We start from the raw sequence: 26,309 nt of genomic DNA, 5'->3' as shown, positions 1-26,309 counted from the left end.
TCTTCAAAACCGGCCAACCCTGGAGAAGTGCCGAGGGCGCTTGACACGGTTGCTCTCCCGCAAGCGGGAGAGGGAGTCAGAGGTGCAGTACTTGCGCTGCCGTCCCTCATGCCAGTCTCCGGCAAGCGGGAGAAGAATCAACAAAAGGGTTCAGCACTTCCACCGCCGCTGGCCCTCACCCCCCGCCCTCTCCCGCAAGCGGGAGAGGGAGTCCACCTCCACCGCCGAAGGCGCTGACGAGGCGTTCCCGCAAGAGGAAAAGGGAGCAAGAGGCGCCGGCGCTGCGAGTAGAGCCGGTCGGACTCTCCCGCAAGCGGGAGAGGGAGTTCACTTCCACCGCCGAAGGCGCTGACGAGGCGTTCCTGCAAGAGGAAAAGGGAGCAAGAGGCGCCAGCGCTGCGAGTAGAGCCGGTCGGACTCTCCCGCAAGCGGGAGAGGGAGTTCACTTCCACCGCCGAAGGCGCTGACGAGGCGTTCCTGCAAGAGGAAAAGGGAGCAAGAGGCGCCAGCGCTGCGAGTAGAGCCGGTCGGACTCCCTCTCCCGCTTGCGGGAGAGGGCGGGGGTGAGGGCCAGCGGCCTCGGCAGTCAACCAGATCCCCCATCCTGGCGAGATTCAACAAAGCCCAGCACACGCACACTCGTCCGCCATGGACGACGCCGAGCATCCACATCCAGGCCGCAAGGATGCTGCCCGCTCCCTCAGGCGATCCGGCACCAAAGCCGAGCGCGCGCTATGGCACCGCTTGCGCGATCGACGACTCCTGGGCCACAAGTTCAGGCGACAACATCCGATTGGCGTGTACTTCGCAGACTTCGCATGCGTTGAAGCGGGGCTCGTGATCGAGCTCGATGGCGGGCAACACGGCAGTCCTGTCAATGCGATCTACGACGTTCGACGCACAGCCACCCTGCATGCCCAAGGATTCCATGTCCTGCGCTTCACGAACCGCGAGGCGCTGTTGCAGCTCGAGGAGGTCCTGACGCTCATCCTGCAATGGCTGTCTGTTCGTGCGTGAGGCTGCTGGCCCTCACCCCGACCCTCTCCCGAAAGCGGGAGAGGGGTAAGAGGCTGCAGTACTTGCGCCGCCGTCCCTCACGCCAGTCTCCCGCAAGCGGGAGAAGAATCAACAAGGGGGTTCAGGACTGCCACCGCCGCTGGCCCTCACCCCCCGCCCTCTCCCGCAAGCGGGAGAGGGAGTCCACTTCCACCGCCGAAGGCGCTCTCCCGCAAGCGGGAGAAGGAGTTCACTTCCACCGCCGAAGGCGCTGACGAGGCGTTCCCGCACGAGGAAAAGGGAGCAAGAAGCGCCGGCGCTGCGAGTAGAGCCGGTCGGACTCTCCCGCAAGGGGGAAAGGGAGTTCACTTCCACCGCCGAAGGCGCTGACGAGGCGTTCCTGCGAGAGGAAAAGGGAGCAAGAGGCGCCAGCGCTGCGAGTAGAGCCGGTCGGACCCCCTCTCCCGCTTGCGGGAGAGGGCGGGGGTGAGGGCCAGCGGCCTCGGCAGTCCATAGGAGGGGCATCCGAGCCCAAGAGGCCACCCCAAGTCGAGGACCGCGGGAGCGGTTCCGGAAATCGGACCTGAAAGCTCAGCCTTCCTCCGATGCCCTGACCACTGCGGCGCCTCGACCATGAGGCTTCCATACCCATTGCAGGAGACCCCATGCCACACCGTCCGTCCCAGCCCCCGGGTTTCTCCTGAGTTCCCCTCCAAGCGCCTGTTTCCGGGGTTTCCCGGCTCGCCAGAAGGCTCCGGAAGGTTTCCGGAAGGTCGCGCGAGGCGGCCACGCCTACCGTCTGCGGCACCGATCCCCCCGGGTCGGCCCCCACACGACGACGCCATCCAGGCGCACAGGGAGCTCGCATGAACCTCACCCCACACCGTCCTCAATCCCCGCCCGCGGCCCGGCCGCGCATCGCCGGACCGACCTCCCGGCTCACCCGCGAGCACCGGCTCGAGCGGCTGACCCGCCTGCAGATGACGCTCGCCGAAGCGCACGCCGACGCCGAGCAGCGCGAGCGCGAGCGCGTCGCGCAGCTGCTCCATGACCAGGTGGGCGGCGTGATCGTGCGGCTGCGGCTGGCCTTCGGCGAATGGAGTCACGCCCAGGCCGAGCCGGCCGGCACCGACCCGGCGCTGGCGCAGATGACCGCCCTGCTGGGCGAGCTGTCCCGGACGATCCGGACGCTGACCTTCGCGCTCGCGCCGCCGGACTGGCACGGCGACCTGCAGGCGGCGCTGGAGGCGCTGGCGGCGGAGCTGGGGCTGCTCGGGCCGCTGGCGGTCCATGTGGACGGCAGCGCGATGGCGGCGCCGGGCACGCCCGAAATTCCCGCCGTGCAACGGACGGTGGCCTGCCGCGTGGTGCGGGAGCTCTGCCTGAACGTGCAGAAGCACGCCTCGGCCTCGCGCGTCGAGATCGTGACGAAGGTCGAGACCGGCTGGCTGAGCGTGCGGGTGCGCGACGACGGCCGCGGTTTCGAGACCCGCGGGATCGACGCCGACGCGCGCGGGCTGGGCCTGGGCGGCGCGCGGGCGCAGCTGCAGTCGCTGGGGGGCGCGCTGGTCCTGCGCTCGGAGCCCGGCCGCGGCACCTGCGCCACCTTGCTGATCCCGCTGGATCCCGACGCCCTCCCCAGAGAGTGCGCGTGATCCGGCGTTCCGACTTGCATCCACTTTCAGGGAGATTCCAATGACCCTTCGCATCGTCCTGGCGGACGACCACCAACTCGTGCGCGAAGGCCTGCGCGCGCTCCTGTCCCGCGACGCGGGGCTGGACGTCGTCGGGCTGGCCGAGGACGGGGCCGCCGCCGTCAAGCTCGTCCGCCAACTGCAGCCCGACCTGCTGATCACCGACATCGCCATGCCCGGCCTGAACGGCATCGAGGCGACGCGGCGCGTGCGCGCGCAGCATCCGTCGGTGCAGGCGATCTGCCTGTCGATGCACGGCGACCAGCGCAGCGTGGTCACAGCCTTGCAGGCGGGCGCGTCGGGCTATGTGCTCAAGGATGCGTCGAGCGAGGAGCTGCTGCGCGCCGTGCGCGACGTGGCGGGCGGACGCATCTACCTGAGTCCGGGGCTGATGGGCGGCCTGGTGGATGAGATCCGCACGCGGCACCGGCTGCCGGAGACGGGGACGCCGATCCCGGCCGGTCCGGCGCTGACGGCGCGGGAGCGGGAGATCGTCCAGCTCTTCGCCGAAGACCTGAGCACGCAGGAGATCGCGGACCGGCTCAAGCTGAGCGCGAAGACGGTCGCGACGCATCGCGAGAACGTGACGCGCAAGCTGGGGGTGCGGGGCGTGGCGGGGATGACGCGTTATGCGCTGAGCGAAGGCCTGAGCGAGGGAGCCGTGTCATGCCGCTGATCGTCTATGACTGGCCCAACTGGGTGCTGGGACTCTCGCTGGTGCTGACGTGGGTGGCGCTCGGGCTGGGCGCGCAGGCGCTGTTCCCGCGGCGATGGCGCGAGCGTGCGACGGAGTCGGACAGGAACGTCGCGCTCGCGTCGCTGGGCGTGATCGCGACGATCAACTCGCTGCTGCTGGCGTTCTCGGCGGTGTCGGTGTGGGACTCGTTCAGCGCGGCGGAGCAGGCGGTGAGCCGCGAGGCGACGGCGATGGCGCAACTGGGGCGATCTCTGGCCGTGTATGGGACGCCGGAGTCGAGGCTCTCGCGAGAGCGGCTGCGCGGCTACGGACGCAGCGTCATCGGCAAGGAATGGGCCGCGATGCAGCACGAACAGCCGAGCCAGACAACGCTGGATGCGTTCGACGACTTCTACCGGTCGCTGGGAGATCTGCGTCCGACGACCGGGGCGGAGACGGTGCTGGTCGAGCACATGTGGACCGAGGCGAACGACCTGCTGACGCAAAGGCGCGCCAGGCTGGAGGCGAGCGACGGGAAGGTGCCGGCCACGCTGTGGGTGGTGGTGCTGGTGAGCTCGCTGCTGACGCTGGCGCCGGTGGCGGTGCTGCCGGTGACGGCCTGCAGTCGCAGCGCGATCGTGGTGCTCGCCCTCGCCCTCGGCCTGGTCTTCCACTTCGTCGCCGCGATGGACCGGCCCTTCCTCGGAGCGGAACGCGTGACCTCGGAACCCATCGAGAGCGCGCTCGCCAATATGCAGCGGTGGGATGCGAGGCGCGTGGCGGTGGTGGGGAGGTAGCGGTCGGCTGGATCGGGGCCACCGGTTGGAGAGCTCCCACGCCATGGGTCGCTGCTAGGATCACCTCGCCGTTCAACCGCGACTCTGAGGAGACCACAGTGGCACGTACTTGCACCCACCGGGACAGCATTCGAACGGTGATTCCCAGCGCGCGAGGCTGCGAGGAGTGCCTCAAAACCGGCAGCGAATGGGTGCATCTCCGCATCTGCCGCACCTGTGGGCACGTCGGATGCTGCGATGACTCGCCCCATCGGCATGCGCGAGCCCACTACACCGCGACCCAGCACCCCATCATCGAAGGCTACGATCCGCCAGAGGGATGGGGATGGTGCTTCGTCGACAAGACGATCGTGGACCTGGGCACGGACACGACCCCACAGGATGGCCCGATTCCGAAGTACCTGTAGCTGAAAGGACCCGCCGACTTCAGCACGGGAACGAGGCATTCAACGTCGTCCTTTGGGGTCAGGACTTGCTAGTGGCGGTGGGCGTCGCCATGGACGCCCTTCCGTCAGGCGAGCCGATGGGGCGTGACGGAGCAACGCGTAGGATGCGCGATCCCCTGCTCTCCTGCCACCGCCAAGGCCCGCGCCAACCGTGACCGCCCACCTCGACTTCGACCTGCTGCGCAGCCTCGTCGCCGTCGCCGAGACCGGCGCGCTCAGCAAGGCCGCCGAACGCGTCGGCCGCACGCAGTCGGCGCTGAGCATGCAGATGCAGCGCCTGGAGGACGTCGCCGGGCAGCCGTTGCTGCATCGCACCGCGCGCGGCGTCACGCTGACCGCCGCTGGCGAACGGCTGCTGGCCCACGCCCGCGAGCTGACGCGCCACCACGACGAAGCGCTCGCCGAACTGCGGGGCGGGGACGTCTCCGGCGTGCTGCGCTTCGGTTGCCCCGAGGATTACGCGGTCGTCTTCCTGCCGCATCTGCTGCAGGGTTTCGCCAGCCTGCATCCGCGCGTCCAGCTCGAAGTCGTCTGCGCGCCGACGCCCCGATTGCTTGAGCTGCTGACGCGTCATGCGGTGGACCTCGCCCTCGTGTCGGTGGAGAACGCCGACGACGACAGCGTCATCCGCCGCGAGCCGCTGGTCTGGGTCGCGAAGCGCGGCTCGGGCGTCGCGGGCATGACGCCCTTGCCGTTGGCATTGGGCGCGCAGGACGCGCTGGACCACGTGCTGGCGCGACGGGCGCTCGAGGCCACGGGCCGGGAGTTCCGGCTCGCCTACGCGAGCAGCAGCCTGGCGGGATTGATCGGCATGGCGCGCTCCGGACAGGCCGTGACCGTGCTCACGCGGACGGCGGTGCCCGACGACCTCGAGATCCTCGGCGAGGACGGCGGCCTGCCGCCGTTGCCGGCCATCGGCGTGACGCTCGCCATCGACCGCGAGCGGCCCTCGCCGCTCACTGCCGCCTTCGCGGCGCACGTGCGCAAGGTCCTGCCGGCCGCCTGAACGCCGCCTGAACGCCGCACGAGCGCCGAATGAGCGCCGAATGAGCGCCGAATGAGCGCCGATGGAGCGCCGACTGAGCTCCGAATGGGCGCCGACTGAGCTTGCCAGCGATGCACGCCGCTGATGCCAGCCATCAGCACTACGCGCTACCCGAGCGGCCCGGATCTTCGTAGGCTCATGCCCGTCACGAGTCGAAGGAAGCCGCCATGTCACGCAACGCCGATCCCACGTTCTGGGCCCGTTCCCGCCAGCATCTGATCCGCTACGGCGGCAGCTTCGAGCCGCTCATCATCGAGCGCGCCCGGGGCAACTTCGTCCACGACGCCGATGGACGCGCGATCCTGGACTTCACCTCGGGCCAGATGAGCTCGCTGCTGGGGCATGGGCATCCGGAGATCGCCGCGGTGATCGCCGAGCATGCGGCCAACCTCGACCACCTCTTCAGCGGCATGCTCAGCCGGCCGGTGGTGGACCTGGCGACGAAGCTGGCCGAAGTTGCGCCGGCGGGCCTCGAGCGCAGCCTGCTGCTGAGCACCGGCGCCGAGGCCAACGAGGCCGCGCTGAAGCTGGCCAAGCTCTACACCGGCAAGTACGAAGTGGTCGGCTTCGCGCAGTCGTGGCACGGCATGACCGGCGCGGCGGCGTCGGCCACCTACTGCGCGGGCCGCAAGGGCTACGGCCCCGCGGCGGTCGGGTCCTTCGCGATCCCGGCGCCCAATCCCTACCGGCCGCGCTTCGGCGGCGCCGAGGACTGGCAGGCCGAGCTGGACTACGCCTTCGACCTGATCGATCGCCAGTCCAGCGGCAACCTCGCCGCGTTCATCGCCGAGCCCATCCTGAGCTCCGGCGGCCTGATCGACCTGCCCGTGGGCTACCTGCGCGCGCTGCAGGCGAAGTGCCGCGAGCGCGGCATGCTGCTGATCGTCGACGAGGCGCAGACGGGCGTCGGACGCACCGGGATGATGTTCGCGTGCGACCGCGACGGCGTCGCGCCGGACATCCTGACCCTGTCCAAGACGCTGGGCGCGGGCATTCCGCTGTCCGCGGTGCTGACCACCGCGGAGATCGAGGAGGGCTGCCATGAGCGCGGCTTCCTGTTCTACACGACGCACGTCTCCGACCCGCTGCCCGCCGCGGTGGGCCTCAAGGTGCTTGAGATCGTCGAGCGCGACGGCCTGGTCGAGCGCGCGCGCGTCGCTGGCGCGCTGCTGGAGACCGGGCTGCGCGCGCTGCAACGGGAGTTCGACTGCATCGGCGACGTCCGCGGTCGCGGCCTGCTGCTGGGCGTGGAGATCGTGCGCAGCCAGGCCGGCAAGGAAGCCGCGCCCGAGCTCGGCGCGGCCATCACCCGCGCCTGCATGGCCCACGGCCTGAGCATGAACATCGTGCAGCTGCCGCTGATGGGCGGCGTGTTCCGGATCGCCCCGCCGCTGACGGTCAGCGACGAGGAGATCGACCTGGGGCTGTCGCTGCTGAAGCGGGCGATCGAGGACGTCGTCTGAGGCATCGACGTACTCGGCGCGCCCGGCGTATTCCGCGATGTCGGCGCTCTCGGCGCTCTCAGCGCATCCGGCGTCGCAGTGCCGGCCTCACTGCGCCGTGAGCTTCGCCTTCCAGTGCCGGGCGGCCAACACGTCCTCCATGCCGGCCGGGACGGTCTTGGGCGGCGTGTTGCGGGCGCGACCCTCCATCGTCTTGCCGTCCATGGACACGCGCAAGGTGTAGAACAGGCCGGAGTCGAACCGGACGTAGACCACGCCGTCGCGCGCTTCCCAGGTGCCGTTGGACGTGCTGCGCGAGGTGCTGAGCAGCGACACGCCGTTCGGCTGCAGGAACAGCGTCGAGCCCTTGTCCATCGACCACTTCGTGTTCTCGACGACGAAGCCCGTGTTGGCCGGTCCCGCCGGCGCCTTCACGAATTCGCCGTCCATCGGCCAGAAGGCGCGCGCCACGGGAATCGCCAACTGCCCCTGGAAGTCCGGACGCGCGGCGTCGACCGAGTTGTTGATGCGCATGCCGCGCATCCCCGGGTCGCGCAACACCGCGTGGTAGCCGGCCTCGTCCACGACGTCGGCCTTCAGGAACTTGCTGGTGTAGCGCAGGTAGTTCCCGGTGTTCGCCGATGCCTTGAACTCGAAGGACATCGCGTTGCCGTTGGTATAGACGATCATGCCGCGCGCCTCGCCGCGTTCGGCCAGCACCTGCAGCAGGTTGCGCTGCCAATCCGCCATCGCCGTCTTCGACACGCCGTTCGCGACGATGGTGCCCGTCAGCACTTCGAGCGGATAGATCGGCAGGCGCGACGGGCTGAGCGCCAGGCAGGTCCACCACCCCTTCGCGGAGATCACCATGGACTTGCCGTCGGCCGGGGCGTACTCGCGCGTCTCGTTCCAGTCCTGGCTGATGGGCGTGGCATCGAGCCACGCCTTCACCGCGCCAGGCTGCGATTGCCCCACGCATTTGGCCATGCGCTCGGCGGTATCGGGCGCATCGACGGGCAGGACCTGCTCGAAGCTGTCGGGGATCACGACCTGCGCCTGTGCAGCCGAGGCGCCCAAACCGGCAAGGACGAAGGCCAGCGCCGCGGCGCCGGAACGGTGGAGCGTCAGAAGGCGTGTCATGCGAGCAGTCCGGCTTCCTTGAAGGTGGTCATCAAGGCGTCAGTGAAGTTGTCGACGAAGCTGTTGTCGGGATCGGGAATGTAGATGCCGGCCATGTGCCAGCCGCTGCGGCTGTCGATGTCGCAGACGTAGAGGTTCTTGCGCTGGGCGTCCTGCACCATCACGCGGATCACGATGCCGCAGTTGGCGCCGGTGGCGTCGAAGTCGCCGGACAGCGGGAGCAGCACCAGCGTGTGCGTGGATCCGAAGGTGACGCCGCGCTGCAGCAGGCGGTCGGTGGTCCTGGGCACGCACTGGGCGCTGAACAGCTGGATCAGCTTGCCCATGTAGGTCTTGGCGCGCTCGCTGTCGTAGTTGGACGGGCGCTTCTCGACCGCGTACTGGTTGGCCAGGAAGCGGACCTGGTAGCCGAAGCCCGGGTTGTCCTGCCAGCGCAGCTGGACGTCGGCGAGCTTGAAGTTGGCGGGCTTGACGGGCGCGCGCGAGAGCAGCGTGGAGCCGGCGGGTCGGGCGGTGCTGCAGCCCGCGAGCACGGCGCCCAGCAGGCTGGTCACCGCCAGCGCGCCGCGGCGCGAAATGGAGAAGGACATCTTTTGGTGAGGCAATGAAAAACGCTGCGGCACTGTAGGTGTCGCGCGAGCGCCCTCTCCCGCCAGATCCCCCCTGCGCGGGGGGATCGCCGTGTGAAGACCATCACGGCCGGGGGAGTTTCGCGTCGGGGAGCGCATCCAGTGCGCGCTCCACCACCCCGAGCATCCCCAGTCCTTCGCGCAGCGACTCCTTCACCGCGTTGGCCACGTGCCTGGCCGGATCGCTCTCCGCGCTGTTGTCGGCGAGCATCGCCAGCATCGACGCGCCGCTCACCAGCAGTGCGCGCAGGTTGGCCAGCGCCGAGCCGGTCGTCAGATCCGCGCGCAGGCAAATCGCATCGGAGCCGAGGCGCGGTCCAAAGATCTGCGGCTGGGTCATGCCCCAGCCGTGCTGCAGGTGAATCAGCGTCTGCTGATCGCAGCCCGCCAGCGGATGCCGCGAGCGCAGCGGCTTGTCGGACTCGTCGATGCGTGCTTGTTGGAAACTTGCCATGTCGTACTACCCCGTTCAACGTTGGAAGCCACCGGCTCCGACGTTGAAGGCGACAGGCCTTCGGATCGACCGGAGAGGTGGGCGAGATGTTCAACCACGACAGTCACGTGAGGCCGTCCTCGCGGATAGGCCCATCTCGCCCATGACCGAGTGATCAAGGGCTCGAACGTCGGTCTGAGGACCGGCGCCGAAACTGTGGTGGGTTGAATCACCGAAGCCAATGCTCCGTCCGATCGCGACTTCGATCTCTGATCTATATCAAAGACATCCTGCGATTCGTTCCTCGGAGGGAACGTTGGGGGGAGTGATCCCCCATCGGGGTCAGGCCTTGTCAGCGCGTGCCCGACAGCGACTCCATCGACTCCAACAAGTCCACGCATCCGAGCGGATCGCCCCTCGTCGCGAGCGCGATCGCAAGGTTCGCTTTCGCGACCAGCTCCAGCGGTCGAAGTTTCTGCACGTAGTGCCCATGTGTGATCCGGTCCATGCCCGCGCCGGCGAGTTTGGACACGGTGCGCAGACTCGCCGCAAGCACCACGCTATCCAAGCGCGCACCGTGCAAGATCAGATTGCGCTGGCGATATAGGCGATGGAATGCATCGCCTATCGACTCCCGGATGCCTTGCAGTTCTGGACCCGGATTGGAGAGAAGCTGCTTGAGCCGGGCTGCGGCAGCCTGATCGGCGACAGCAGGGAGCGGTGGCAGACAATCATCCAGGATCAGTTGCGCCATCGCACGCGATCGCTCCCGGTTGACGGTCAGGCCTTGTAGCGCCAAGGTCGATCCCGGATGCTTCCGCTGCGCCTTGTAGGACAGCGCAGTGAGCTCAGCCCGGGGAAAAGAGCAAGTCACGAGCGTGGCCAAGTTGTCCGCCGCGAGCGAACGGTCGCTGGGATCGGCGAGCAATCCCTCGATCGCCGCCCACCCTCCGGCGATCGCCGCCGGCGCCGAACTTCCTTCCATGTGCGCGAGCAACTCCAGCGCGGCGTCCACGCTCTGGTTGGAATCCGTCGAGAACACCCGGTCCTCGCGGAACAACTCCTTGACACCGACACCCCGAGAAGCTTGCGCCATCGCGACCGGCCCGGAACCACCCTTGACCCAGAGCGATGGCACGCGGTGCAGGATCCGGCCGGTAGCGATCAGCGAACGGGCGGCGTACCGATCGGACTCTTCGCGTGCCGCCCTGGCGGCGCCCACGATGTCACGCGCGTTGACCTTCAGAATCTTCGCCACCGGCGCGCGCACGTCAACGACGTCGAAACCGTGGGCGTGCAGCCACGCCGGGACTTGAGGCCCTTGCAACCAGTCGAGCGGCACGCCGTTCGGAAACTCCGGAACACTCGTGAAGGCCAGCAGGACCTCGAAGGTCCGTGGCGGACTGGCGATCATCTGCGCCGACAGCTCCTCACACAAGTCGGCCAAAGAGATGGACTGTGCTCCGCCAAGACGGGTTCGAATCAAGTCGTTGAGATACTGCGGCGCGAAGCCGGCATCCAGGAGGTGCGCGGACACGCTTCGTGCAAAGTGTTCGACCGAATATCGTCCGTCCTCGACTGCCTGACGCCAACGCACCAGATAGTCCCTGGCCACACGGGATGAAAGTTCGCGGATACCGAAATGCGCGGCGCCATCGGCGCGTGGCACCTGCTTGACCTGCTCTCGCAGGAAAGCCTTCTCCGCCTCAGAAAACGCCGGATGCACACCTACCCGTCGTTGAAGCGAGGACGCAATGCGCTTGATCGAAGCTTCGCTGAGATGCCCCTGCCTCATGGCCTCACACGCCTCGAACAGTTCCTCCATCGCGAGCACGACACCGATGTCCCAGAGTGACCGATTCCATGGCATGGTGTCCGAGAGGAGCTCGAGTAGACGCCCCACCGCAACGCGCTCCAGCGGATTGACAGACCTCAGCATGGCGCTTACGATTTTTCGATCGGCCAACACGCTGTTGGTCCACCGTCTAGCGGGGCACGACCCTTGCGGAAGCGGCAGTCTGACTGCTCAATCCAATTGGCTTTAGCCCCCAACTCTGGAAGACCTCGCATTGCGAGGTCTTTTTTTGTTTTCTTCATCGCTCGCTGCCTTGAATCACCGGTGGTCATGCTCCGCCCGATGACGACTTCGATCTCTGATCTATATCAAAGACATCCTGCGATTCGTTCCTCGGAGGGAACGTTGGGGGAGTGATCCCTCGAACGGGCGGACACGCTCAACGATCAACAAGGCAATGCGTTTTCGCATCGATTACGCTCACCCCACTCAGACACCCAAAGGATGAACTCGCCATGTCGATGATCGGCAACTACCTCAAGCTCTCGACCGAGCAGTTGAACGAGTTGATCCAGGATCCGGACTCCGCCGAAGTGTTGGCCTACCCGGAGGACGAGGAAGACGTCACCGACGCGCTCGACATCGACAAGTCCTGGCACCTCATTCATTTCCTCCTGACCGGCAAGGCGTGGGGAGGCGATGGTCCACTCGCGGACGCGGTGCTGGGCGGCGAGGAGCTGCCGGATACCGACGCGGGCTACGGACCGTTCAGGGTGCTCGCGCCTGCAAAAGTCGCAGCCACCGCGACGGCGCTCGCCGGCGTTTCCTCGGAATCCCTTTGGGGCCGCTTCAACGCGAAGAAGGCAGAAGCCGCGGAGATCTACCCCGTGCCGTGGCATGGCGGCGCCGACGACCGCGATTACGTCCTGCACAACTACGAGGCGCTCAAGACCTACTTCCAGGAGGCCGCAGAGTCCGGAAGCGGCATGCTCCTGTGGATCGCCTGAGCGCCCGCGATCGCTCGCAGATTCGGACGCTTCAGGCATGACGCAAGGGATCCCCGTTTCCATCCACATCCACGGCGAAGACCGAACCCGGCAGATCGCCGACTGGACACTCCGGTGGGACGATCGCCAGGCGGCCCTGAAGCTGACCTGCTATTTCCCCTCCGGGAAATACTTCTCCAGTCTGCTCAGCGATTGCCGCGTCAGCCCCACCCGTGAACTGGGCAGGAGCTTGCTCTCGAGAAAGGGCAGTGCCGTCGTCACTGCCATCGACAGGGCCGTGATCCACGGCGAGAAGTACGCCGTTGTCCACTACCCTGACAACGACAGACCCTATGTCTGGAAGCTGGACGGCAACCTCGAGTTCGTCCCGCAGACCGACATGAAGAACGGCGACGTCTTCCGCTACTTCGCCGATGTGGCGGAGGCGCGGGAGGCGCAAGCCGCCTCGGCGCTGCAAGGCCAGATCGCCGCCAACGTCGTGCGTCAACTGTGGAGTCTGCCGCCGCGGCCGGACACCGCCTTGCAGGCCTACTGCACGAGGCAGCCTGCGCCGCGGATGCCGGCGGAGCCCTTGATCTATCCGTTCGGCGTGAACGCCAGCCAGCTCGGCGCGGTTGAACAGGCCTTCACGTCGCAGGTCAGCCTGATCGAGGGCCCGCCGGGCACGGGCAAGACGCAGACGATCCTGAACATCATCGCCAACGTCCTCCTGCGCGGGAAGACGGTCGCCGTGCTGTCCAACAACAACGCGGCCGTCGAGAACGTCTACGAGAAGCTGGGCAAGTCGGGGTTGGACTACCTGATCGCCCGCCTGGGAAGCAAGGAGCATCGGGAGAAGTTCTTCGACCAGTTGCCCGACGTGCCGACGGGCGAGCCGGAGCCCGCGCCCGAGATGGCGCGCATCCAGGACGTCCTGGCGCAGTTGAAAGGTCTCTTGCAGGCGCAGAACACGGCCGCCCAGTTGCAGGCCGACGTGGACGAACTCGTCATCGAACGGCGTCACCTGGCGCAGTGGCAGCAGGAGAACGGGGGCCAGTCCTTGCCCCCGCTCGAGAAGTACGGGCTGTCTCCGGCCAAGGCGACGGACCTGCTGGCCTACCTCTCCCATCTCGCGCAAAGGCGGATCCGGCTTCAGGACCGGATCGCGCTGCTGCTCGATTTCAGAATCTTTCGCACCCGGCCCTTCGGCGACAAGGACAGACGCCGCGCCTTCATCCACGCCCTGCAGCTGCACTACTACGACCAGGCCTTGCGGGAGAAGCAAGCCGCCCTCGCCGCCTGCCGCGCGTCGTTGGAGAACAGCGATTTCCAGGCACTGCTGGATGAGTTGAGGGCCGGGTCGATGCGATACCTGAAATGGCAGCTCCATGCCCGCGTTCAGGACGCGCAAGCCTTCGAGGCAAGGACCTATCGGCAGCACTTCGATGCGTTCGTGCAGCGCTTTCCGATCCTCGGCAGCAGCACGCATTCGATCGTCAATTCCATCGGCCCGGGCGCGATGCTGGATTACGTCATCATCGACGAAGCCTCGCAGCAGGACATCGTCCCTGGCGTCCTGGCGCTGGGCTGCGCGCGGAACCTGGTCATCGTCGGCGATCGCAGACAGCTGCCGCATATTCCCGCGGCGTCGGGCGTTCCCGCTCCCGACGACGACTGGGATTGCGAGACGCACAGCCTGCTCGACTCCTGCCTCGCGGTCTTCAAGGACGCGATGCCCACGACGCTCCTGAAGGAGCACTACCGCTGCCACCCCAGGATCATCCAGTTCTGCAACCAGCAGTTCTACGACAACGCCTTGATCCCGATGACGCGGAACGACGGCGAACACGCCCTGCGCCTGGTGGTCACGGCCAAGGGCAATCACACGCGCCGCAACACCAACCTGCGGGAGCTGGATTCCCTGCTGAAGACACTCGACGATGCGGGCGAAGGTCTCTGGGAAGGCGAAGACGGCCGAGGTTTCATCGCCCCCTACCGCGACCAGGTCGCGCTCTCGGGCACGCGCCTGCCGGCGGATTTCATCAGGGACACCGTCCATAAGTTCCAGGGACGGGAGTGCGACGAGATCGTCTTCTCCACCGTGCTGGACAAGAAGCGCAGCAGTCAGGATCGACTGGATTTCGTCGATGACCCGCGCATGGTCAACGTGGCGGTGTCCCGGGCGAAGCACCGCTTCACCCTGGTGACGGGCGATGAGGTCTTCGCCGCCAACAACGGCCCGATCGCCGCGCTGATCCGCTACGTCTCCTACTACGCGGAGGACACGCAGATCCATCGCGCGCCGGTGGTCTCGGCATTCGACCTGCTGTACCGCGAGTTCGACCAATCGCTGGCGCGACTCGATGCCCGGCTGCGTCCCACCGATTCACGCTTCAAGTCCGAGCAGATCGTGGCGCAACTGCTGCGCGAGGCCATGTGCCAGGCATCCCGTCAGGCCTTGACCTTCCACACCCAGATCGCGCTGGATCAGGTGGCGTCGACGAGCAACCCCGCCCTGACGGATCCGGAGCGCGCATTCATGGCAAATGGCGCCAGCTGCGACTTCGTCCTGTATTTCAAGGTGGGGAAGACGCCATTCGGCGTCATCGAGGTGGACGGCGATTCCCATCGCACGGCCAAGCAGTTCAAGCGGGACGCCCTGAAGGACAGCATCCTCGAGAAGTGCGGCATTCCCCTGCTGCGACTGCGAACCGTCGAAAGTGATATCGAGCAACGCGTCGAGGGCTTTCTGGCGCAGTGGACCCAGCCCCCCGACGCTTGACTCCCTACAGCTCCCGCGCCATCCGCTTGGCCAGCGCGGCGATGGCCTTCTCATCCCGCCGGTAGTACGTCCACCTGCCCGCTCGCTTGACGATGACCAGCCCGACGCTCGCGAGGTCGGCGAGGTACTTCGACGTCGTCGAGAACGCCAGCCCCTGCCCCGCCTGGATCGATGACACGCAGACCCCGTCCACCAGCGGATCGCCCTCATCCTGCGGCGGGAAGCTCCCGGGCGTCTTGAGCTTGCACAGGATCTCCAGGCGCTGCGCGTTGGCCAGCACCTCGAGCACGCGGATCAACGGGACTTCTTCGGACATGGGCTGAATCGAGCAATCGATCGATGAGTGTAAGAGCGCCCGCGCCGCGAATAGCAGCAGGCGCCCCGCCACGCAAGACCTCCTCCATCACCATCGCCGGCAGCAGGGTCGCCGCGCACGGCTCAACATTTCGACGATTTGCGATATGAGAATGGCGTCGTTCCCCAAGCCTTGGTGGAACGGAGCCCCTCTCAACTTTGCGAGTCCCCATGAAAGCCATCATCCTGACCGCCTTTGGCGGTGTCGAGAACCTGCAGCTGCAGGAGGTCCCCGTGCCGGCGGTCGACGCCGGTGAACTGCTCGTGCGCGTGGTCGCCACGTCCATCAATCCGCTGGACTATCAGATCCGCCGCGGCGACTACCCGGACGCCGTGCCCTTGCCCGCCATCATCGGACACGACGTGTCCGGCGTGGTCGAGCGCGTGGGCGCGGGCGTGCGCGACTTCAAGCCTGGCGACGAGGTCTTCTACACGCCGAAGATCTTCGGCCCCAAGGGCGGCAGCTACGCCGAGTTCAACGTCGTCCCGCAGGACCTGGTGACGCACAAGCCGCGCAACCTGACGCACGCGGAGGCGGCGTCCATCACGCTGGTCGGCGGCACCGCCTGGGAAGCGCTGGTCTCACGGGCGCGCCTGCAGCCGGCTGAAACAGTCCTGATCCACGGCGGCGCTGGCGGCGTCGGCTCCATCGCGATCCAGCTGGCCAAGGCGATGGGCGCCCGGGTGCTCACGACGTGCAGCGCCGGACAGGCCGAGTTCGTCCGCTCCCTTGGCGCGGATGAAACGATCGACTACGAGGCCGGCGACTACGGCGACCAGGTGCGCGAGCTGACAGGCAGCCGCGGCGTGAACGTCGTCCTGGACACCATCGGCGGCAAGACGCTCGAACGCTCGCCGCACGTCCTGGCGGACGCGGGACGGGTGGTGTCGATCGTCGACATCGCAACCCCTCAGAACCTGGTGGCGGCCTGGGGCGTGAACGCGGAGTACCACTTCGTCTTCACGAGGCAGAACCGCGGCAAGCTGCTCGCGCTGAAGGAGCTGCTAGAGCGCGGCCGCATCCGGCCGGTCATCGGCGCCAGCTTCCCGCTGTCCGAGATCGGCGCTGCGCACACCGCGCTCGAACAGCGTCGGAATGGCGATCAGCCGCTGCGCGGCAAGGTGGTGATCGAGGTGGGTTGATGCGAGATGCCCGGGCGGTGCGATGTCTTCGCAGTGGACGCCCTCATCGCCCTGCTGCGCTGCTGACTCAGCGCTGCGCGTTCACCGCCGCGATCACGATGCTGGAGATGTCGACGCTGTCCTTGGCGAAGGCCACATGCTCGACGAAGATGACGTCGATCTTGCGCTCCTGCGCCACGGCCTTGATCGCGCGCTCCGCGCGCTCCTTCAAGGCGTCGTGTTCCTGGGCCTTCCGGTACTCGAGGTCGCCCTCGAACTCCCGCTTCGCGCGATCCAGGGCGCGGCCCTGATCCGCGAGTTCCCTGCCCCGACGTGCGCGCTCCACATCGGAGAGCTGAGGGGCGTCCTTGTCCAGCGACGCCGCTGCGGCGCTCAGGCTGACTTCCATGTCCTGGAGGTTCTTCTGGCGCTTGCTGAACTCCTCCTGCAAGCGGCTCTGGGCCGCTTTCCCGGGCGCGCTCTCGTTGATGACCCTCTGCACGTCCACGTACCCGACCTTGAGCTGCTGGGCCTGGGCAGTGGTGACGCCGGCCCACAGCAGTGCTGCGCAGGCCAGGGTCCGTCCGAAACTGTTCTTCATGATCGCCCTCGATGGTGGACGCATTATGCGCACCGGCGCGTGAAGGGGCGATGATGCGCCCTGTCGAAAACCGCCCGCGCGATTCGTCGTCAGTGTGACGACCGTTGCCAAGCCTCCTCAAGGATTTCCGATGAAACCGCTGCTGCTCGCTTCCGCCCTGCTCTCCCTCGCCGTCGCCGCGCAGGCCGCGCCCGCGACCTACGAGATCGACCCGTCGCACACCTACCCGAGCTTCGAGGCCGACCACATGGGCATGTCCCACTGGCGCGGCAAGCTCAACAAGAGCGCCGGCACCATCGTGTACGACAAGGCCACCGGCGCGGGCAGCGTCGACGTGAAGATGGACCTGGCCAGCATCGACTTCGGCCTGGACGCGATGAACGCCTGGGCGACGGGCGACAAGTTCTTCAACGTCGAGAAGAACCCGAGCGCGACCTTCAAGGGCCGTTTCGACGGCGTCAAGGCGGGCGTGCCGACGCAGGTGGTGGGCGAGCTCACGCTGAACGGCAAGACCCGGCCCTTGACCCTGACCGTCCACCAGATCAAGTGCGTGCCGCACCCGATGTTCAAGCGCGACTTCTGCGGCGCCGACGCCTCGGGCAGCTTCAACCGCGAGGAGTTCGGACTGGCTGCGGGGAAGGACTACGGATTCAAGATGGATGTGGATCTCCGCATCCAGGTGGAAGCGATCGCCAAGGAATGACGCGTCCGGCACCCATGTCTGCCTGGCAGCTCGAGGACGCCACCGCCCGCGCGATGGCCAACCGCTACACCTTCTACCAGCCGTCCTTGGAGATCATCTCGAAGGTGGCTGTCGGTGAGGTGGTGAAGCTGATCTTCAGGGGCGAAGGCCATGAGCCCGGAAGCTTCTTCGTCGAGCGCATGTGGGTGCTGCTCGACGAGATCGAGCCGGACGGACACTTCGTCGGACGTCTGGACAACGATCCGCGAGGGATCGCGAACCTGAAGGCGGGTGATCCGGTGCGGTTCGAAGCGCGCCACATCATCAACACGGAACATGACGATCCCGACAACCTCGTCGCGCGATACGCCAAGCGCGCCTTCGTCACCCAGCGCATCCTCGCGGATGGCGTCCCCATCGGTCGTCTCTACCGCGAAGCGCCCGATGAGGAGCAGGACAGCGGGTGGCGCTTCACAGCCGGCGATGAGACGGACGAGTACATGGACGATGCGGACAACAGCCGCTACGTCTCCTTGGGCGCGGTCCTGGCAAAAGACGACTCCGTCATCCATCTGCTGGACGCCCCCGAGGGTGCTTCCTTCTTCCGTGATCCGGAAACGGGTCAGTTCGGACCGGTCTAATGCCGCGACCGCGGACGTCGGGGCAGGCGCGACAACGCCGAATCAACCGGCGCCTTCGGCGGAGCAGCCGACGGCGCCGGACTCATTCGTTGCTGGCGACATCTTCCATGACTGCGACCTGGAGGAACTGGCCTCGATCGAATCCGATCATTTTCGGAGGCCTGGTCGTCTCATCCTCCGAGCTGATCGAACTCGCCAGGAAAGGTCGGCCGGAAGCGCTGTCGGCGCAACGACTTCCCAAATCCGAATAGATCGGCAAAGGCATAGGCCTGGCTCATCCGCGACCGCGGTCCAGCAGGGATCTCAATCGCAAGGCGTCATCGGCGGCCGCGCCGGACGCGGTGTTGTCGAACACGCACCATACGTCGGTGCCCGCCGGCCACCGCGACACCTCCTGCGCGCGAGCCTCGAGCCAGTCGTCCTCATACCGCGACCAGTACATGCGCGGCGAGCCGTGCCAGCGGTAGTACACCGTCGCGCCGCGGCCATCCCCCGCCTCGCCCAGCCAACCGCCCGGTGCGCCAGCGCCAGCGGGTTTCGCGGGATCCGCGGCGACGCGCCCGACGCGTTCCTCGATCAGCAGCCGCTCGGCGGCCGCGGTGAACCAGCTCGGATGCCGTGGCTCGCACAGCACGGCGCCGTCGAATCCGGCATGGATCGAACGGAAGAAGGCCCGCGCCGTCCTCGTGTCCAGGTCGAGCGACGGTGGCAACTGCACCAGCAGCGCGGCCAGCCGATCGCCGAGACCGCCGAGCGACGCGGTGAAGGCCTTGACCTCCGCGCGGGGCACCTTCAACCGTGCGCCGTGCGTCATCGCCTGCGGCAGCTTCACTGAGAAGCGGAAGTCGGCCGGGGTTTCGTTCGCCCAGCGTTCGAATGTGGCCGGCCGGTGCGTGCGCGTGAACGTCGTGTTGATCTCCGCGCAGGCGAGGACGCGCGAGTAACGCGTGAGCTGACTGCCGTCGGCGGGGAAGGACGCGGCGACAGCCTTGGGGATGCTCCAGCCGGCAGTGCCGATGCGAACAGTGGCGGACATGCGAACGGATCCTGGCGAGGTTTGCCGCACCGAGGCAAGCGGCGCACCGCCCCCCGGCCTGCCGACCCGCCGGCTCCCTGGCGGCATGCGCATTGCCAGTCTCCTGTCGTCGGTGTCTTTGCCGACGCGCACAACGTGGAGACCACCATGGCTCAGCAACCCAACGCGCAGAACCCGCAGCAGTCCCAGAGCGGACAAGGCCAGCAGAAGCAGCAGCAACAGCAGCAGCATCAGCAAGGCCAGCAAGGACAGAACCAGCCCGGCGGCCAGCAGCAAGGCTCGGGATCACAAGGCCAGCAGCAATCGCCGCAGCAGGGTCAACCCGGCAGCGGCCGGCAAGGCCAGCTGAACCAGGGCTCGCCGCAGCAGAACCCGCAGACCTCGCAGACCTCGCGCGACACGTCCAACCGCGCGTCCCGCGACGACCAGGATCAGGGCAGCGATTCGTCCCGCGACGATCGCTGACGGCCCGGCCACGCCGACGTCGCAACGCCGACGTCGGCCTTTGCTCAGCCGTTGGCAAGCCGCTTGCCTCGGCTGGGCATGGACGAACTGCTCAACGCGCTTCAATGGCCCGCGATGCTGATCACGCTCATCGCGGCCTGGCTGGTCGGCGGGCGCAGCGCGCGCCGCCGCTCTTGGGGCTTCTGGGTGTTCGTCCTCAGCAATGTGCTCTGGTGCGTCTGGGGCGCCTTCACCCAGTCCTACGCCTTGATCGTCCTGCAGGTCGGCTTGTTCGTGATGAATCTGCGCGGCGTGCGCAAGAACGACAAGGAGGCGGACGACGCCAGCTAGCACCCGCCGCCCGCAGGACTCCAGCTTGCTCTGTCCGTCGCAATTCAAGACCCGCAGGAGCGCACGATGACATCGACACAGCTGACCGCCCTCCCCGATCGGAGCCTTTCGGCTTCGATCATCGGCCTCATCGACCCGGCGGCACCCTGACCCATGCCGATGCCAGCCATCGTCACCGCCACCTCCGCCACCGCCACCGCCAACGCCACCGCCACCGCCACCGAAGAATCGAACGCGGAGCCAGGCCATCGGTTGCGCGCCCTGATCGACGCCGGCCGCGCCGATCTGCCGCTGCCAGCGCGCGGACGCACGCTCGAGCGCTGGTCCGCCCTGGCGGCCATCGCCGCTCAGGACCTCTCGCTTGTGAAGCTTTTCGAGGGCCACACCGACGCGATGGCCATCCTCGCGGAAGCCGGCGATGCCGCCGCGCACGCGCCTCGTTCCGGCGCGCCGTCCTACGGCATGTGGGCGGCGGAACCGCCCGGCGCGCGCGTGGTCTTCCGACCGACGGCGGACGGACGCGTTGCGTTGACCGGCACCAAGGCCTGGTGCTCGGGCGCCGCCACGCTGGATCGCGCGCTGTTGACCGTCTGGCCCGAAGCCGCCGCGAACGGCGGTTCTGACGGAAGCAGCAGCGAAGGCCCCTGGCTCGCCGATGTCGATCTCCGTCAACCCGGCGTGACCATCGACGGCGCGCGCTGGAAGGCCGTCGGCATGGCGGACTCCGCCAGCGCCTCCGTGAGCTTCGAGGCGACGCCCGCGCGCCTGGTCGGCCCGGCAGGGTTCTATCTGTCCCGGCCGGGCTTCTGGCACGGCGGAATCGGCATCGCCTCCTGCTGGCATGGCGCCGCGTGCGCGGTCGCGGAGGCCCTTCATGCACAGGCCCGCGCCGCGGTCGCCGGGGCGGGCACTGGCGTCGCCGCCGGCGCGGCGGGTACTGCCGATCCCGGCTGGCATCGGGCCCTGGCGCTGGGCGAGGTCGATCGGCTGCTGAGCGCCAACGCCGCGCTGCTGCGCGAAGCGGCCGCGTGGGTCGATCGCCATCCCGATCGGGACGCACGCGCGTGGGCGCTGCGCACGCGAGCCGCCAGCGACGAATGTGCCCAGCAGGTGCTGCGCGCCGCCACGCGCGCGATGGGCGCCGGTCCGCTGTGCCATGACGACCGCTTCGCGCGCCTGGCAGCAGATTTGCCAGTGTTCATCCGCCAAAGCCACGGCGACCGGGATCTGGTCGCCCTGGGTCACGAACTCCTTCAACAGGCGGGCACGACATGGACGCTCTGACAGTCGATCGCACCACCGTCGATCTCATCACCCCGGATGTGCGGCAGAAGCTGCCGTCGGGCGGGCCCCTCGCCCGCCGCCGGATCGAAGGCACGGGAACCCCGGAACGGGCCTGGCGGCAATGGATGCCGTTGTGGGACACGCCGCGCGCATCGCTCGACGAACTCGTGCCTCCCGGCGCGCGCGTCGTCGTGGTCGCGCCGCATCCGGACGATGAGGTGGTGGGTTGCGGCGGGCTCCTGTCCTTGCTCGCCGCGCGCCTGCGCGCGGACGCGCCCGATGCGTCGACGCTTGCGCCTTTCGTCACCGTGATCGGCGTCACCGATGGCGACGCCAGCCACCCCGGTTCGACCACCTGGACGCCCCTGTACCTCGCCGCGCAACGGCGGCTGGAACGCCTGAGAGGTCTGCGGCATCTCGGCCTGCGCGTGCCGGTCCACGGGCTCGCCCTGCCCGACGGCCGCGTGCATTGCCACGAGCGGCGGATGATCGACACGCTGTCCCGCCAACTGCAGCCCGGCGACGTGGTGATCACCACGTGGCGCCACGACGGTCATCCGGACCACGAAGCGGTCGGGCGCGCTTGCGCGGAAGCCACGCGCGCCGTCGGCGCCACGCTGCTGGAGATGCCGGTCTGGACCTGGCACTGGGCGCGACCGGGCGATCCGGCCGTGCCCTGGCATCGGCTGCGGCAACTGCCCTTGTCCGGGCGCGCGCTGGAGGACAAGTGGCTCGCGCTGTCGGAGCATCACAGCCAGCTGACCTCGGACGGAGAGCGTCCCCCGGTGCTGTTCCCCGAGGCGGTGGATCGCCTGCTCCGCTCGGTGGAGTTCTTCTTCACGCCCGAGCGTCCGGCATGACCGCGCCCAGCCAACCGCAAGCCGGCACGCTGGCCGATCACTTCGAATCGCTGTTCAGCGACGACGCCGATCCCTGGGGCTATCGCACGCGCTGGTACGAACGGCGCAAGCGCGCGCAGATCCTCGCCAGCCTGCCCGCCGAGCGCTACGCGAGCGCCTTCGAACCCGCATGCGCCAACGGCGAATTGAGCGCCGAACTGGCGACCCGCTGCGACCGCCTGCTCTGCAGCGACGGCAGCACGACGGCTGTCGCGCATGCCCGTCGCCGGTTGGCGGACCTGCCGCATGTCGACGTGGCCTGCGCGCAGATCCCCGCGCAGTGGCCGGAGGGCCGCTTCGACCTGGTCGTCCTGAGCGAGATCGGCTACTACCTCGACGACCACGCGCTCCGCCAGACGATCGATCGCGCGGTGGCAAGCCTCGCGGCCGGCGGGACGCTGCTCGCCAGCCATTGGCGGCATCCCGAAGGCGACTACTTCCGCAGCGGAGACGACGTGCATTGGCTCATGGGCGCCGTCTTCCAGGAGCACTACGGCTGGACCCGGCTGTTGCGGCACGAGGAGGAAGACTTCCTCGTCGAGGTCTGGAGCCTGGACGGCCGGTCGGTGGCCAGGCGCGAAGGACTGCGGCCATGATCGGCGCGGTCGTTCCCGCCCATGACGAGGAAGCCCTGATCGGACGGGCGCTCCAGGCGCTGCGCGTCGCCGCGGCGCATCCGGACCTGCACGGCGAGGAGGTCCGCATCCTGGTCGTCCTCGACGCCTGTCGCGACCGGACGGCCGAGATTGCGCGAGACCTCGGCGCGCAATGCCTGGCCGTCGAGGCCCGCAACGTCGGCTTCGCGCGCGCGGCCGGCGCGCAGGCCCTGATCGAGCAGGGCGCGCGGTGGCTGGCCTTCACGGATGCGGATTCGGTCGTGTCGCCGAGTTGGTTCTCGCGCCAGCTGGCACTGCGGACCGAGGCCGTGTGCGGCGTGGTCGAGGTGGACGACTGGACCGGCTTCACCGCCGAGGAGCGGATCGCCTACGAGCGCGGCTACACCGATGCCGAAGACCACCGCCACATCCACGGCGCCAACCTCGGCGTGAGCGTGAGCGCCTATCAGCAGGCCGGCGGATTCCCGCCGCTGCGCAGTCGCGAGGATGTGGGACTGGTGGAGCGTCTCTGCGCGCTCGGTCTTCGCATCGCCTGGACCAACACGGTGCGCGTGGTCACCAGCGCCCGCCAGGACGCCCGGGCACCGCACGGGTTCGCCGCGCACCTGGGGGCGCTCCGATGCGCCTCGTGCGCCGCTGACGGCACGGGCATGCGTGTTGCCGCGTGAGGATCAGCGGGCGGCAGCGCCCTCTTCGAGCAGTCAGGAGTCCTCCCATGTCCTCATCCGACAAGATCGCCTTTCCGAAGCAGTCGCAGCCATGGCCCGGCCTGGCGCGCGACATGATTCCGCCGCCGGATCACGGCGAGAAGACCTACGTGGGCCACGGCCGCCTGACCGGCCGGCGCGCGCTGATCACCGGGGGTGACAGCGGCATCGGTCGCGCGGCCGCGATCGCCTTCGCCCGCGAAGGCGCAGACGTTGCGATCAACTACCTGCCCGACGAGGAGCCCGACGCGCGCGAGGTGATCGAGCTGATCCGCGAGACGGGCCGCAAGGGGATCGCGCTGCCCGGCGATCTGCGCGAGGAGGCGTTCTGCCAGAAGCTGGTCGCGGACGCCGTGCGCGAGCTCGGCGGTCTGGACATCCTCGTGAACAACGCGGCCCGGCAGCAGAGCCACGAATCGATCCTGGACATCAGCACCGAGCAGTTCGACTGGACCTTCAAGACCAACATCTACGCGCCGTTCTGGTTGTGCAAGGCCGCGATCCCGCATCTGTCGGAGGGCAGCTCGATCATCAACACCGCGTCGGTCAACTCGTACGACCCGGGCGAGAACCTGCTGGACTACGCGACGACCAAGGGCGCGATCCTGATCTTCACGAAGGGCCTGGCGAAGCAGCTCGCCAAGCAGGGCATCCGCGTCAACGCCGTGACTCCTGGCCCGTTCTGGACGCCGCTGCAGGTCTGCGGCGGGCAGACGCAGGAGAAGTTGCAGAAATTCGGCACCGACACGCCGATGGGTCGCGCGGGTCAGCCCGCGGAGCTTGCGGGGGTCTACGTGCTGCTCGCGTCGAACGAGTCGAGCTACGCCACCGGGCAGGTCTACGGCGCCTCGGGCGGACGCGGAGATCCATGAGGGACCGCCGGTCATGGCGGCCCCGGTGACGCGCGTCCATTCATCTTGACGATGCCGACGCGCCCGTCCAGATACAGTCCGGCGTTTGATTGCGGGTGGAACCCCCATGACGCTGACCGGGCGAGTCCTCGTGCTCCTGCTGACCTTCGCTGGCTGTCTGCATGCGCCGACGGCGTCGGCATCGATGCCCTGCCCCGGACCGCCTTGCGATCCGTCTGCGCAGGACAGGCTGGATGCGCTGCAGAAGTGTGAGGTCGCCGCCGACTGGGTCGTCGAGGGCGAGGTGGCGTCGGTGGTCCATGGAACCAAGCAAATCGGCGCCCTCGGGCCCCGCAGGATCGTCCCCAACGCGGACGGTACGTTCTCCGTGCGCCAGGACGTCGAGCAGGTGACGCTGTGGGACGGGGGCCAGGTGGTGCTGACAAGGATCCAGGTCCTCAAGGGCATGGCGCCCGCGACGAAACGCGAGATGACCGTACAGGCGGCGACGCATTGCTGGCTTCAGCAGGCCCGCATCCCCGAAGGTCAGGTCGGACGGCGCATCCGCGTCTACGGGACCGACAATGAATGGACGACCAGCACGGTGAGCAGCAATCAGATCACGCCGGGCATCTTCGCCGCGACCGCGCTCGACGCGCGAGGCGATCCCGTCGCGTTCTACTGAGCGCCGAGGCCAGTCGGCGCGCGGACCTTCAATCGCTCGTCCTTCGCAAGCGAATCACGCGCGACACCTGGTTCAGCGTCAGTCCGCTCCCTGCGATGAACGGCGCGCAGTCCGCCGGCGTGGTCAGCGAATCCGCGACTTCGTAGCGGCCGACGTAACGCCATCGGTTGCTGTCCGCGCGCATGAAGACCGGCACCGCGCCGCCCTGCCGCGCGAAGGTGCGCCCCGCCGCGCGCGAGGCGGCACGCGTGCTGCACAGGACGATGTCGGGCCCTTGGGGATTGCGCTCCGGCTTCAGGCAGGCCGCGACGACCTTGCCGTGATGCGTGGGAAGAAAGGCCTGCTTGTTGCCGCCGCAGGTGGCGTGGATGTCTTCGCGGCTGTAGTCCTTGCCGATGACGAACATGATGAGGTGAACTCCAAGATCTCGCGGCGCAATTGGCCGCATGAGGGAGCCTCACGATAGGCGGCACGGCCTCAAGACGGCATCTCTTCTCGGGCAGCGCACATCAAGACGACATCAGCGCAGATGCGCCGGTCCGATCATCTTCCCGACCGGTTCTCCCCAGCGACGCGGACCGCCCCGTTCGAGATGGCCTCGCCCCGCTACAGTTCGACATCTCATTGAGCCGAAGCTTGCAGCGCGAATGAAAACCGTCGAACTTCTCTTTCTCCGGACGCGCGAACAGTTCCCGCTGATCTCGGCGGCAGCTGACCGCATCCAGAGCAAGCGATGGGACTTCCGGCCCGACGTCGTCGACAACCATGCCTGGTTCGAGGCGCTCGCTGGAGCGCTCAACGCAAACATGTGCGAGCACGTCCCCTACGCTGTTCACGAGCCGCTGTTCCACTTCATGGCGTCGGCCTACGCGCAAGGCTCCGACGCGGTTCGAAGCTGCATCGACACTGCCTTCCTCGAAAATCTCTTCTGGCAGATCGCCTCGGTCATCTGCATCCCCTACTGGGACCCTCTGCCCGTTCAATTGCAGCAGCGTTATCTGGCGTTCCACGGGATCGAACCCGGCGCATGCGCAAGATCGTCAGGTGCGGGACAGGCTTGAAATCATGGCGATGACGAAGCGCGGCCGATTTGCATAAGCAGCAATGCATCTGTAACATAAGCGCTTATACAAACCGCGCGCCGCAGGCGGCGTCGCCGCTACCGGGAGGTCCC

General features: G+C 67.7%; 29 protein-coding genes. 21 read left to right on the top strand and 8 right to left on the bottom strand.

Translation table 11 applies throughout. The features are described 5' to 3' along the window. The first annotated feature begins 648 nt into the window (after positions 1–648). From AC07O8_RS24880 to AC07O8_RS24850, 7 genes are all read left to right on the top strand, one after another. Positions 649–1,017, top strand: coding sequence for an endonuclease domain-containing protein (locus AC07O8_RS24880; RefSeq protein ID WP_495050609.1), 369 nt, complete (start codon positions 649–651; stop codon positions 1,015–1,017). 845 nt (positions 1,018–1,862) lie between these two features. Then, a complete protein-coding gene (locus AC07O8_RS24875; RefSeq protein WP_495050608.1) occupies positions 1,863–2,651 on the top strand; it encodes a sensor histidine kinase in 789 nt (262 codons plus the stop codon). Positions 2,652–2,691: 40 nt separating this feature from the next. Further along, complete coding sequence (locus AC07O8_RS24870; RefSeq protein ID WP_495050607.1) at positions 2,692–3,366, top strand: response regulator; 675 nt, start codon at positions 2,692–2,694, stop codon at positions 3,364–3,366. Next, positions 3,357–4,163, top strand: coding sequence for a bestrophin-like domain (locus AC07O8_RS24865; RefSeq protein ID WP_495050606.1), 807 nt, complete (start codon positions 3,357–3,359; stop codon positions 4,161–4,163). Before AC07O8_RS24870 ends, AC07O8_RS24865 begins: the two co-directional genes overlap by 10 nt. Further along, positions 4,127–4,570, top strand: a complete 444-nt coding sequence (locus AC07O8_RS24860) for a UBP-type zinc finger domain-containing protein (RefSeq protein WP_495050605.1) — start codon at positions 4,127–4,129, stop codon at positions 4,568–4,570. The genes AC07O8_RS24865 and AC07O8_RS24860 overlap by 37 nt, the downstream gene beginning before the upstream one ends. A 190-nt stretch (positions 4,571–4,760) precedes the next feature. Continuing rightward, positions 4,761–5,615, top strand: a complete 855-nt coding sequence (locus AC07O8_RS24855) for a LysR substrate-binding domain-containing protein (protein WP_495050604.1) — start codon at positions 4,761–4,763, stop codon at positions 5,613–5,615. 206 nt (positions 5,616–5,821) lie between these two features. Further along, on the top strand, positions 5,822–7,117 hold the full coding sequence (locus AC07O8_RS24850; RefSeq protein WP_495050603.1) for an aspartate aminotransferase family protein: 1,296 nt from the start codon (positions 5,822–5,824) through the stop codon (positions 7,115–7,117). 87 nt (positions 7,118–7,204) lie between these two features. Here AC07O8_RS24850 and AC07O8_RS24845 read toward each other — a convergent pair whose 3' ends face one another. The 4 genes from AC07O8_RS24845 to AC07O8_RS24830 form a co-directional block, all read right to left on the bottom strand. Continuing rightward, on the bottom strand, positions 7,205–8,236 hold the full coding sequence (locus AC07O8_RS24845; protein ID WP_495050602.1) for a hypothetical protein: 1,032 nt from the start codon (positions 8,234–8,236) through the stop codon (positions 7,205–7,207). Then, positions 8,233–8,826: a hypothetical protein gene (locus tag AC07O8_RS24840; protein WP_495050601.1), complete on the bottom strand. Its 594-nt coding sequence runs from the start codon at positions 8,824–8,826 to the stop codon at positions 8,233–8,235. The genes AC07O8_RS24845 and AC07O8_RS24840 overlap by 4 nt, the downstream gene beginning before the upstream one ends. 103 nt (positions 8,827–8,929) lie before the next feature. Continuing rightward, entirely contained in the window at positions 8,930–9,319 is a 390-nt protein-coding gene (locus AC07O8_RS24835; protein WP_495050600.1) for a hypothetical protein, read from the bottom strand. Positions 9,320–9,650: 331 nt separating this feature from the next. Then, positions 9,651–11,267: an integrase gene (locus tag AC07O8_RS24830; protein WP_495050599.1), complete on the bottom strand. Its 1,617-nt coding sequence runs from the start codon at positions 11,265–11,267 to the stop codon at positions 9,651–9,653. 341 nt (positions 11,268–11,608) lie between these two features. Here AC07O8_RS24830 and AC07O8_RS24825 point away from each other — a divergent pair, with 341 nt between their 5' ends. Beyond that, the gene (locus AC07O8_RS24825; protein ID WP_495050598.1) at positions 11,609–12,100 is read left to right on the top strand and encodes a YfbM family protein; all 492 of its coding nucleotides are present in this window, start codon (positions 11,609–11,611) and stop codon (positions 12,098–12,100) included. A 37-nt stretch (positions 12,101–12,137) separates the two neighbouring features. Next, entirely contained in the window at positions 12,138–14,861 is a 2,724-nt protein-coding gene (locus AC07O8_RS24820; RefSeq protein WP_495050597.1) for an AAA domain-containing protein, read from the top strand. 4 nt (positions 14,862–14,865) lie between these two features. On the opposite strand, the gene AC07O8_RS24815 is transcribed toward AC07O8_RS24820, so the two are convergent. Continuing rightward, positions 14,866–15,177 carry an ArsR/SmtB family transcription factor gene (locus AC07O8_RS24815; protein WP_495050596.1) on the bottom strand — a complete coding sequence of 104 codons (312 nt, stop codon included), beginning with the start codon at positions 15,175–15,177 and terminating at the stop codon, positions 14,866–14,868. A gap of 209 nt (positions 15,178–15,386) precedes the next feature. Between AC07O8_RS24815 and AC07O8_RS24810 the strand changes: the two genes are divergently transcribed. Beyond that, positions 15,387–16,358, top strand: a complete 972-nt coding sequence (locus AC07O8_RS24810; protein WP_495050595.1) for a zinc-dependent alcohol dehydrogenase family protein — start codon at positions 15,387–15,389, stop codon at positions 16,356–16,358. Between the two features lie 67 nt (positions 16,359–16,425). Here AC07O8_RS24810 and AC07O8_RS24805 read toward each other — a convergent pair whose 3' ends face one another. Next, positions 16,426–16,938, bottom strand: coding sequence for an OmpH/Skp family outer membrane protein (locus tag AC07O8_RS24805; protein WP_495050594.1), 513 nt, complete (start codon positions 16,936–16,938; stop codon positions 16,426–16,428). Between the two features lie 130 nt (positions 16,939–17,068). Between AC07O8_RS24805 and AC07O8_RS24800 the strand changes: the two genes are divergently transcribed. Then, positions 17,069–17,641, top strand: coding sequence for a YceI family protein (locus tag AC07O8_RS24800; protein ID WP_495050593.1), 573 nt, complete (start codon positions 17,069–17,071; stop codon positions 17,639–17,641). A gap of 53 nt (positions 17,642–17,694) precedes the next feature. Further along, complete coding sequence (locus AC07O8_RS24795; protein ID WP_495050592.1) at positions 17,695–18,261, top strand: immunity protein Imm33 domain-containing protein; 567 nt, start codon at positions 17,695–17,697, stop codon at positions 18,259–18,261. Between the two features lie 274 nt (positions 18,262–18,535). On the opposite strand, the gene AC07O8_RS24790 is transcribed toward AC07O8_RS24795, so the two are convergent. Beyond that, positions 18,536–19,297, bottom strand: a complete 762-nt coding sequence (locus AC07O8_RS24790) for a DUF72 domain-containing protein (RefSeq protein ID WP_495050591.1) — start codon at positions 19,295–19,297, stop codon at positions 18,536–18,538. Between the two features lie 147 nt (positions 19,298–19,444). Between AC07O8_RS24790 and AC07O8_RS24785 the strand changes: the two genes are divergently transcribed. From AC07O8_RS24785 to AC07O8_RS24750, 8 genes are all read left to right on the top strand, one after another. Continuing rightward, positions 19,445–19,762: a hypothetical protein gene (locus tag AC07O8_RS24785; protein ID WP_495050590.1), complete on the top strand. Its 318-nt coding sequence runs from the start codon at positions 19,445–19,447 to the stop codon at positions 19,760–19,762. A gap of 78 nt (positions 19,763–19,840) precedes the next feature. After that, positions 19,841–20,092, top strand: a complete 252-nt coding sequence (locus tag AC07O8_RS24780) for a hypothetical protein (RefSeq protein ID WP_495050589.1) — start codon at positions 19,841–19,843, stop codon at positions 20,090–20,092. A gap of 159 nt (positions 20,093–20,251) precedes the next feature. Then, positions 20,252–21,376 (top strand): acyl-CoA dehydrogenase family protein, encoded by a 1,125-nt coding sequence (locus tag AC07O8_RS24775; RefSeq protein ID WP_495050588.1) that lies wholly within the window; start codon positions 20,252–20,254, stop codon positions 21,374–21,376. Next, positions 21,364–22,236 (top strand): PIG-L deacetylase family protein, encoded by an 873-nt coding sequence (locus tag AC07O8_RS24770; protein ID WP_495050587.1) that lies wholly within the window; start codon positions 21,364–21,366, stop codon positions 22,234–22,236. The genes AC07O8_RS24775 and AC07O8_RS24770 overlap by 13 nt, the downstream gene beginning before the upstream one ends. Then, complete coding sequence (locus tag AC07O8_RS24765; RefSeq protein ID WP_495050586.1) at positions 22,233–22,871, top strand: class I SAM-dependent DNA methyltransferase; 639 nt, start codon at positions 22,233–22,235, stop codon at positions 22,869–22,871. Before AC07O8_RS24770 ends, AC07O8_RS24765 begins: the two co-directional genes overlap by 4 nt. After that, positions 22,868–23,560 (top strand): glycosyltransferase family 2 protein, encoded by a 693-nt coding sequence (locus tag AC07O8_RS24760; protein WP_495050585.1) that lies wholly within the window; start codon positions 22,868–22,870, stop codon positions 23,558–23,560. The genes AC07O8_RS24765 and AC07O8_RS24760 overlap by 4 nt, the downstream gene beginning before the upstream one ends. After that, positions 23,557–24,471, top strand: coding sequence for an SDR family oxidoreductase (locus tag AC07O8_RS24755; protein WP_495050584.1), 915 nt, complete (start codon positions 23,557–23,559; stop codon positions 24,469–24,471). Before AC07O8_RS24760 ends, AC07O8_RS24755 begins: the two co-directional genes overlap by 4 nt. Positions 24,472–24,577: 106 nt before the next feature. Next, positions 24,578–25,135 carry a hypothetical protein gene (locus AC07O8_RS24750; RefSeq protein WP_495050583.1) on the top strand — a complete coding sequence of 186 codons (558 nt, stop codon included), beginning with the start codon at positions 24,578–24,580 and terminating at the stop codon, positions 25,133–25,135. Positions 25,136–25,163: 28 nt separating this feature from the next. On the opposite strand, the gene AC07O8_RS24745 is transcribed toward AC07O8_RS24750, so the two are convergent. After that, positions 25,164–25,541, bottom strand: a complete 378-nt coding sequence (locus AC07O8_RS24745; RefSeq protein ID WP_495050582.1) for a DUF6697 family protein — start codon at positions 25,539–25,541, stop codon at positions 25,164–25,166. A 241-nt stretch (positions 25,542–25,782) separates the two neighbouring features. Here AC07O8_RS24745 and AC07O8_RS24740 point away from each other — a divergent pair, with 241 nt between their 5' ends. Next, entirely contained in the window at positions 25,783–26,196 is a 414-nt protein-coding gene (locus AC07O8_RS24740) for a DUF7674 family protein (protein WP_495050581.1), read from the top strand. Positions 26,197–26,309: the final 113 nt, after the last annotated feature.

The sequence above is a fragment of the Roseateles sp. GW821-FHT09G09 genome (assembly GCF_059415965.1).
The sequence above is the reverse complement of the archived record's forward strand: the minus strand, read 5'-3'. Positions and strand labels throughout refer to the sequence as shown.

Coding starts and splice junctions, on each gene's coding strand:
- AC07O8_RS24805 (WP_495050594.1), bottom strand. CDS start 16,938: ATGAAGAACAGTTTCGGACGGACCCTGGCCTGCGCAGCACTGCTGTGG.
- AC07O8_RS24780 (WP_495050589.1), top strand. CDS start 19,841: ATGGACGAACTGCTCAACGCGCTTCAATGGCCCGCGATGCTGATCACG.
- AC07O8_RS24865 (WP_495050606.1), top strand. CDS start 3,357: ATGCCGCTGATCGTCTATGACTGGCCCAACTGGGTGCTGGGACTCTCG.
- AC07O8_RS24870 (WP_495050607.1), top strand. CDS start 2,692: ATGACCCTTCGCATCGTCCTGGCGGACGACCACCAACTCGTGCGCGAA.
- AC07O8_RS24815 (WP_495050596.1), bottom strand. CDS start 15,177: ATGTCCGAAGAAGTCCCGTTGATCCGCGTGCTCGAGGTGCTGGCCAAC.
- AC07O8_RS24740 (WP_495050581.1), top strand. CDS start 25,783: ATGAAAACCGTCGAACTTCTCTTTCTCCGGACGCGCGAACAGTTCCCG.
- AC07O8_RS24745 (WP_495050582.1), bottom strand. CDS start 25,541: ATGTTCGTCATCGGCAAGGACTACAGCCGCGAAGACATCCACGCCACC.
- AC07O8_RS24795 (WP_495050592.1), top strand. CDS start 17,695: ATGGCCAACCGCTACACCTTCTACCAGCCGTCCTTGGAGATCATCTCG.
- AC07O8_RS24840 (WP_495050601.1), bottom strand. CDS start 8,826: ATGTCCTTCTCCATTTCGCGCCGCGGCGCGCTGGCGGTGACCAGCCTG.
- AC07O8_RS24880 (WP_495050609.1), top strand. CDS start 649: ATGGACGACGCCGAGCATCCACATCCAGGCCGCAAGGATGCTGCCCGC.
- AC07O8_RS24790 (WP_495050591.1), bottom strand. CDS start 19,297: ATGTCCGCCACTGTTCGCATCGGCACTGCCGGCTGGAGCATCCCCAAG.
- AC07O8_RS24845 (WP_495050602.1), bottom strand. CDS start 8,236: ATGACACGCCTTCTGACGCTCCACCGTTCCGGCGCCGCGGCGCTGGCC.
- AC07O8_RS24820 (WP_495050597.1), top strand. CDS start 12,138: ATGACGCAAGGGATCCCCGTTTCCATCCACATCCACGGCGAAGACCGA.
- AC07O8_RS24760 (WP_495050585.1), top strand. CDS start 22,868: ATGATCGGCGCGGTCGTTCCCGCCCATGACGAGGAAGCCCTGATCGGA.
- AC07O8_RS24875 (WP_495050608.1), top strand. CDS start 1,863: ATGAACCTCACCCCACACCGTCCTCAATCCCCGCCCGCGGCCCGGCCG.
- AC07O8_RS24825 (WP_495050598.1), top strand. CDS start 11,609: ATGTCGATGATCGGCAACTACCTCAAGCTCTCGACCGAGCAGTTGAAC.
- AC07O8_RS24800 (WP_495050593.1), top strand. CDS start 17,069: ATGAAACCGCTGCTGCTCGCTTCCGCCCTGCTCTCCCTCGCCGTCGCC.
- AC07O8_RS24785 (WP_495050590.1), top strand. CDS start 19,445: ATGGCTCAGCAACCCAACGCGCAGAACCCGCAGCAGTCCCAGAGCGGA.
- AC07O8_RS24750 (WP_495050583.1), top strand. CDS start 24,578: ATGACGCTGACCGGGCGAGTCCTCGTGCTCCTGCTGACCTTCGCTGGC.
- AC07O8_RS24835 (WP_495050600.1), bottom strand. CDS start 9,319: ATGGCAAGTTTCCAACAAGCACGCATCGACGAGTCCGACAAGCCGCTG.
- AC07O8_RS24810 (WP_495050595.1), top strand. CDS start 15,387: ATGAAAGCCATCATCCTGACCGCCTTTGGCGGTGTCGAGAACCTGCAG.
- AC07O8_RS24850 (WP_495050603.1), top strand. CDS start 5,822: ATGTCACGCAACGCCGATCCCACGTTCTGGGCCCGTTCCCGCCAGCAT.
- AC07O8_RS24770 (WP_495050587.1), top strand. CDS start 21,364: ATGGACGCTCTGACAGTCGATCGCACCACCGTCGATCTCATCACCCCG.
- AC07O8_RS24775 (WP_495050588.1), top strand. CDS start 20,252: ATGCCAGCCATCGTCACCGCCACCTCCGCCACCGCCACCGCCAACGCC.
- AC07O8_RS24765 (WP_495050586.1), top strand. CDS start 22,233: ATGACCGCGCCCAGCCAACCGCAAGCCGGCACGCTGGCCGATCACTTC.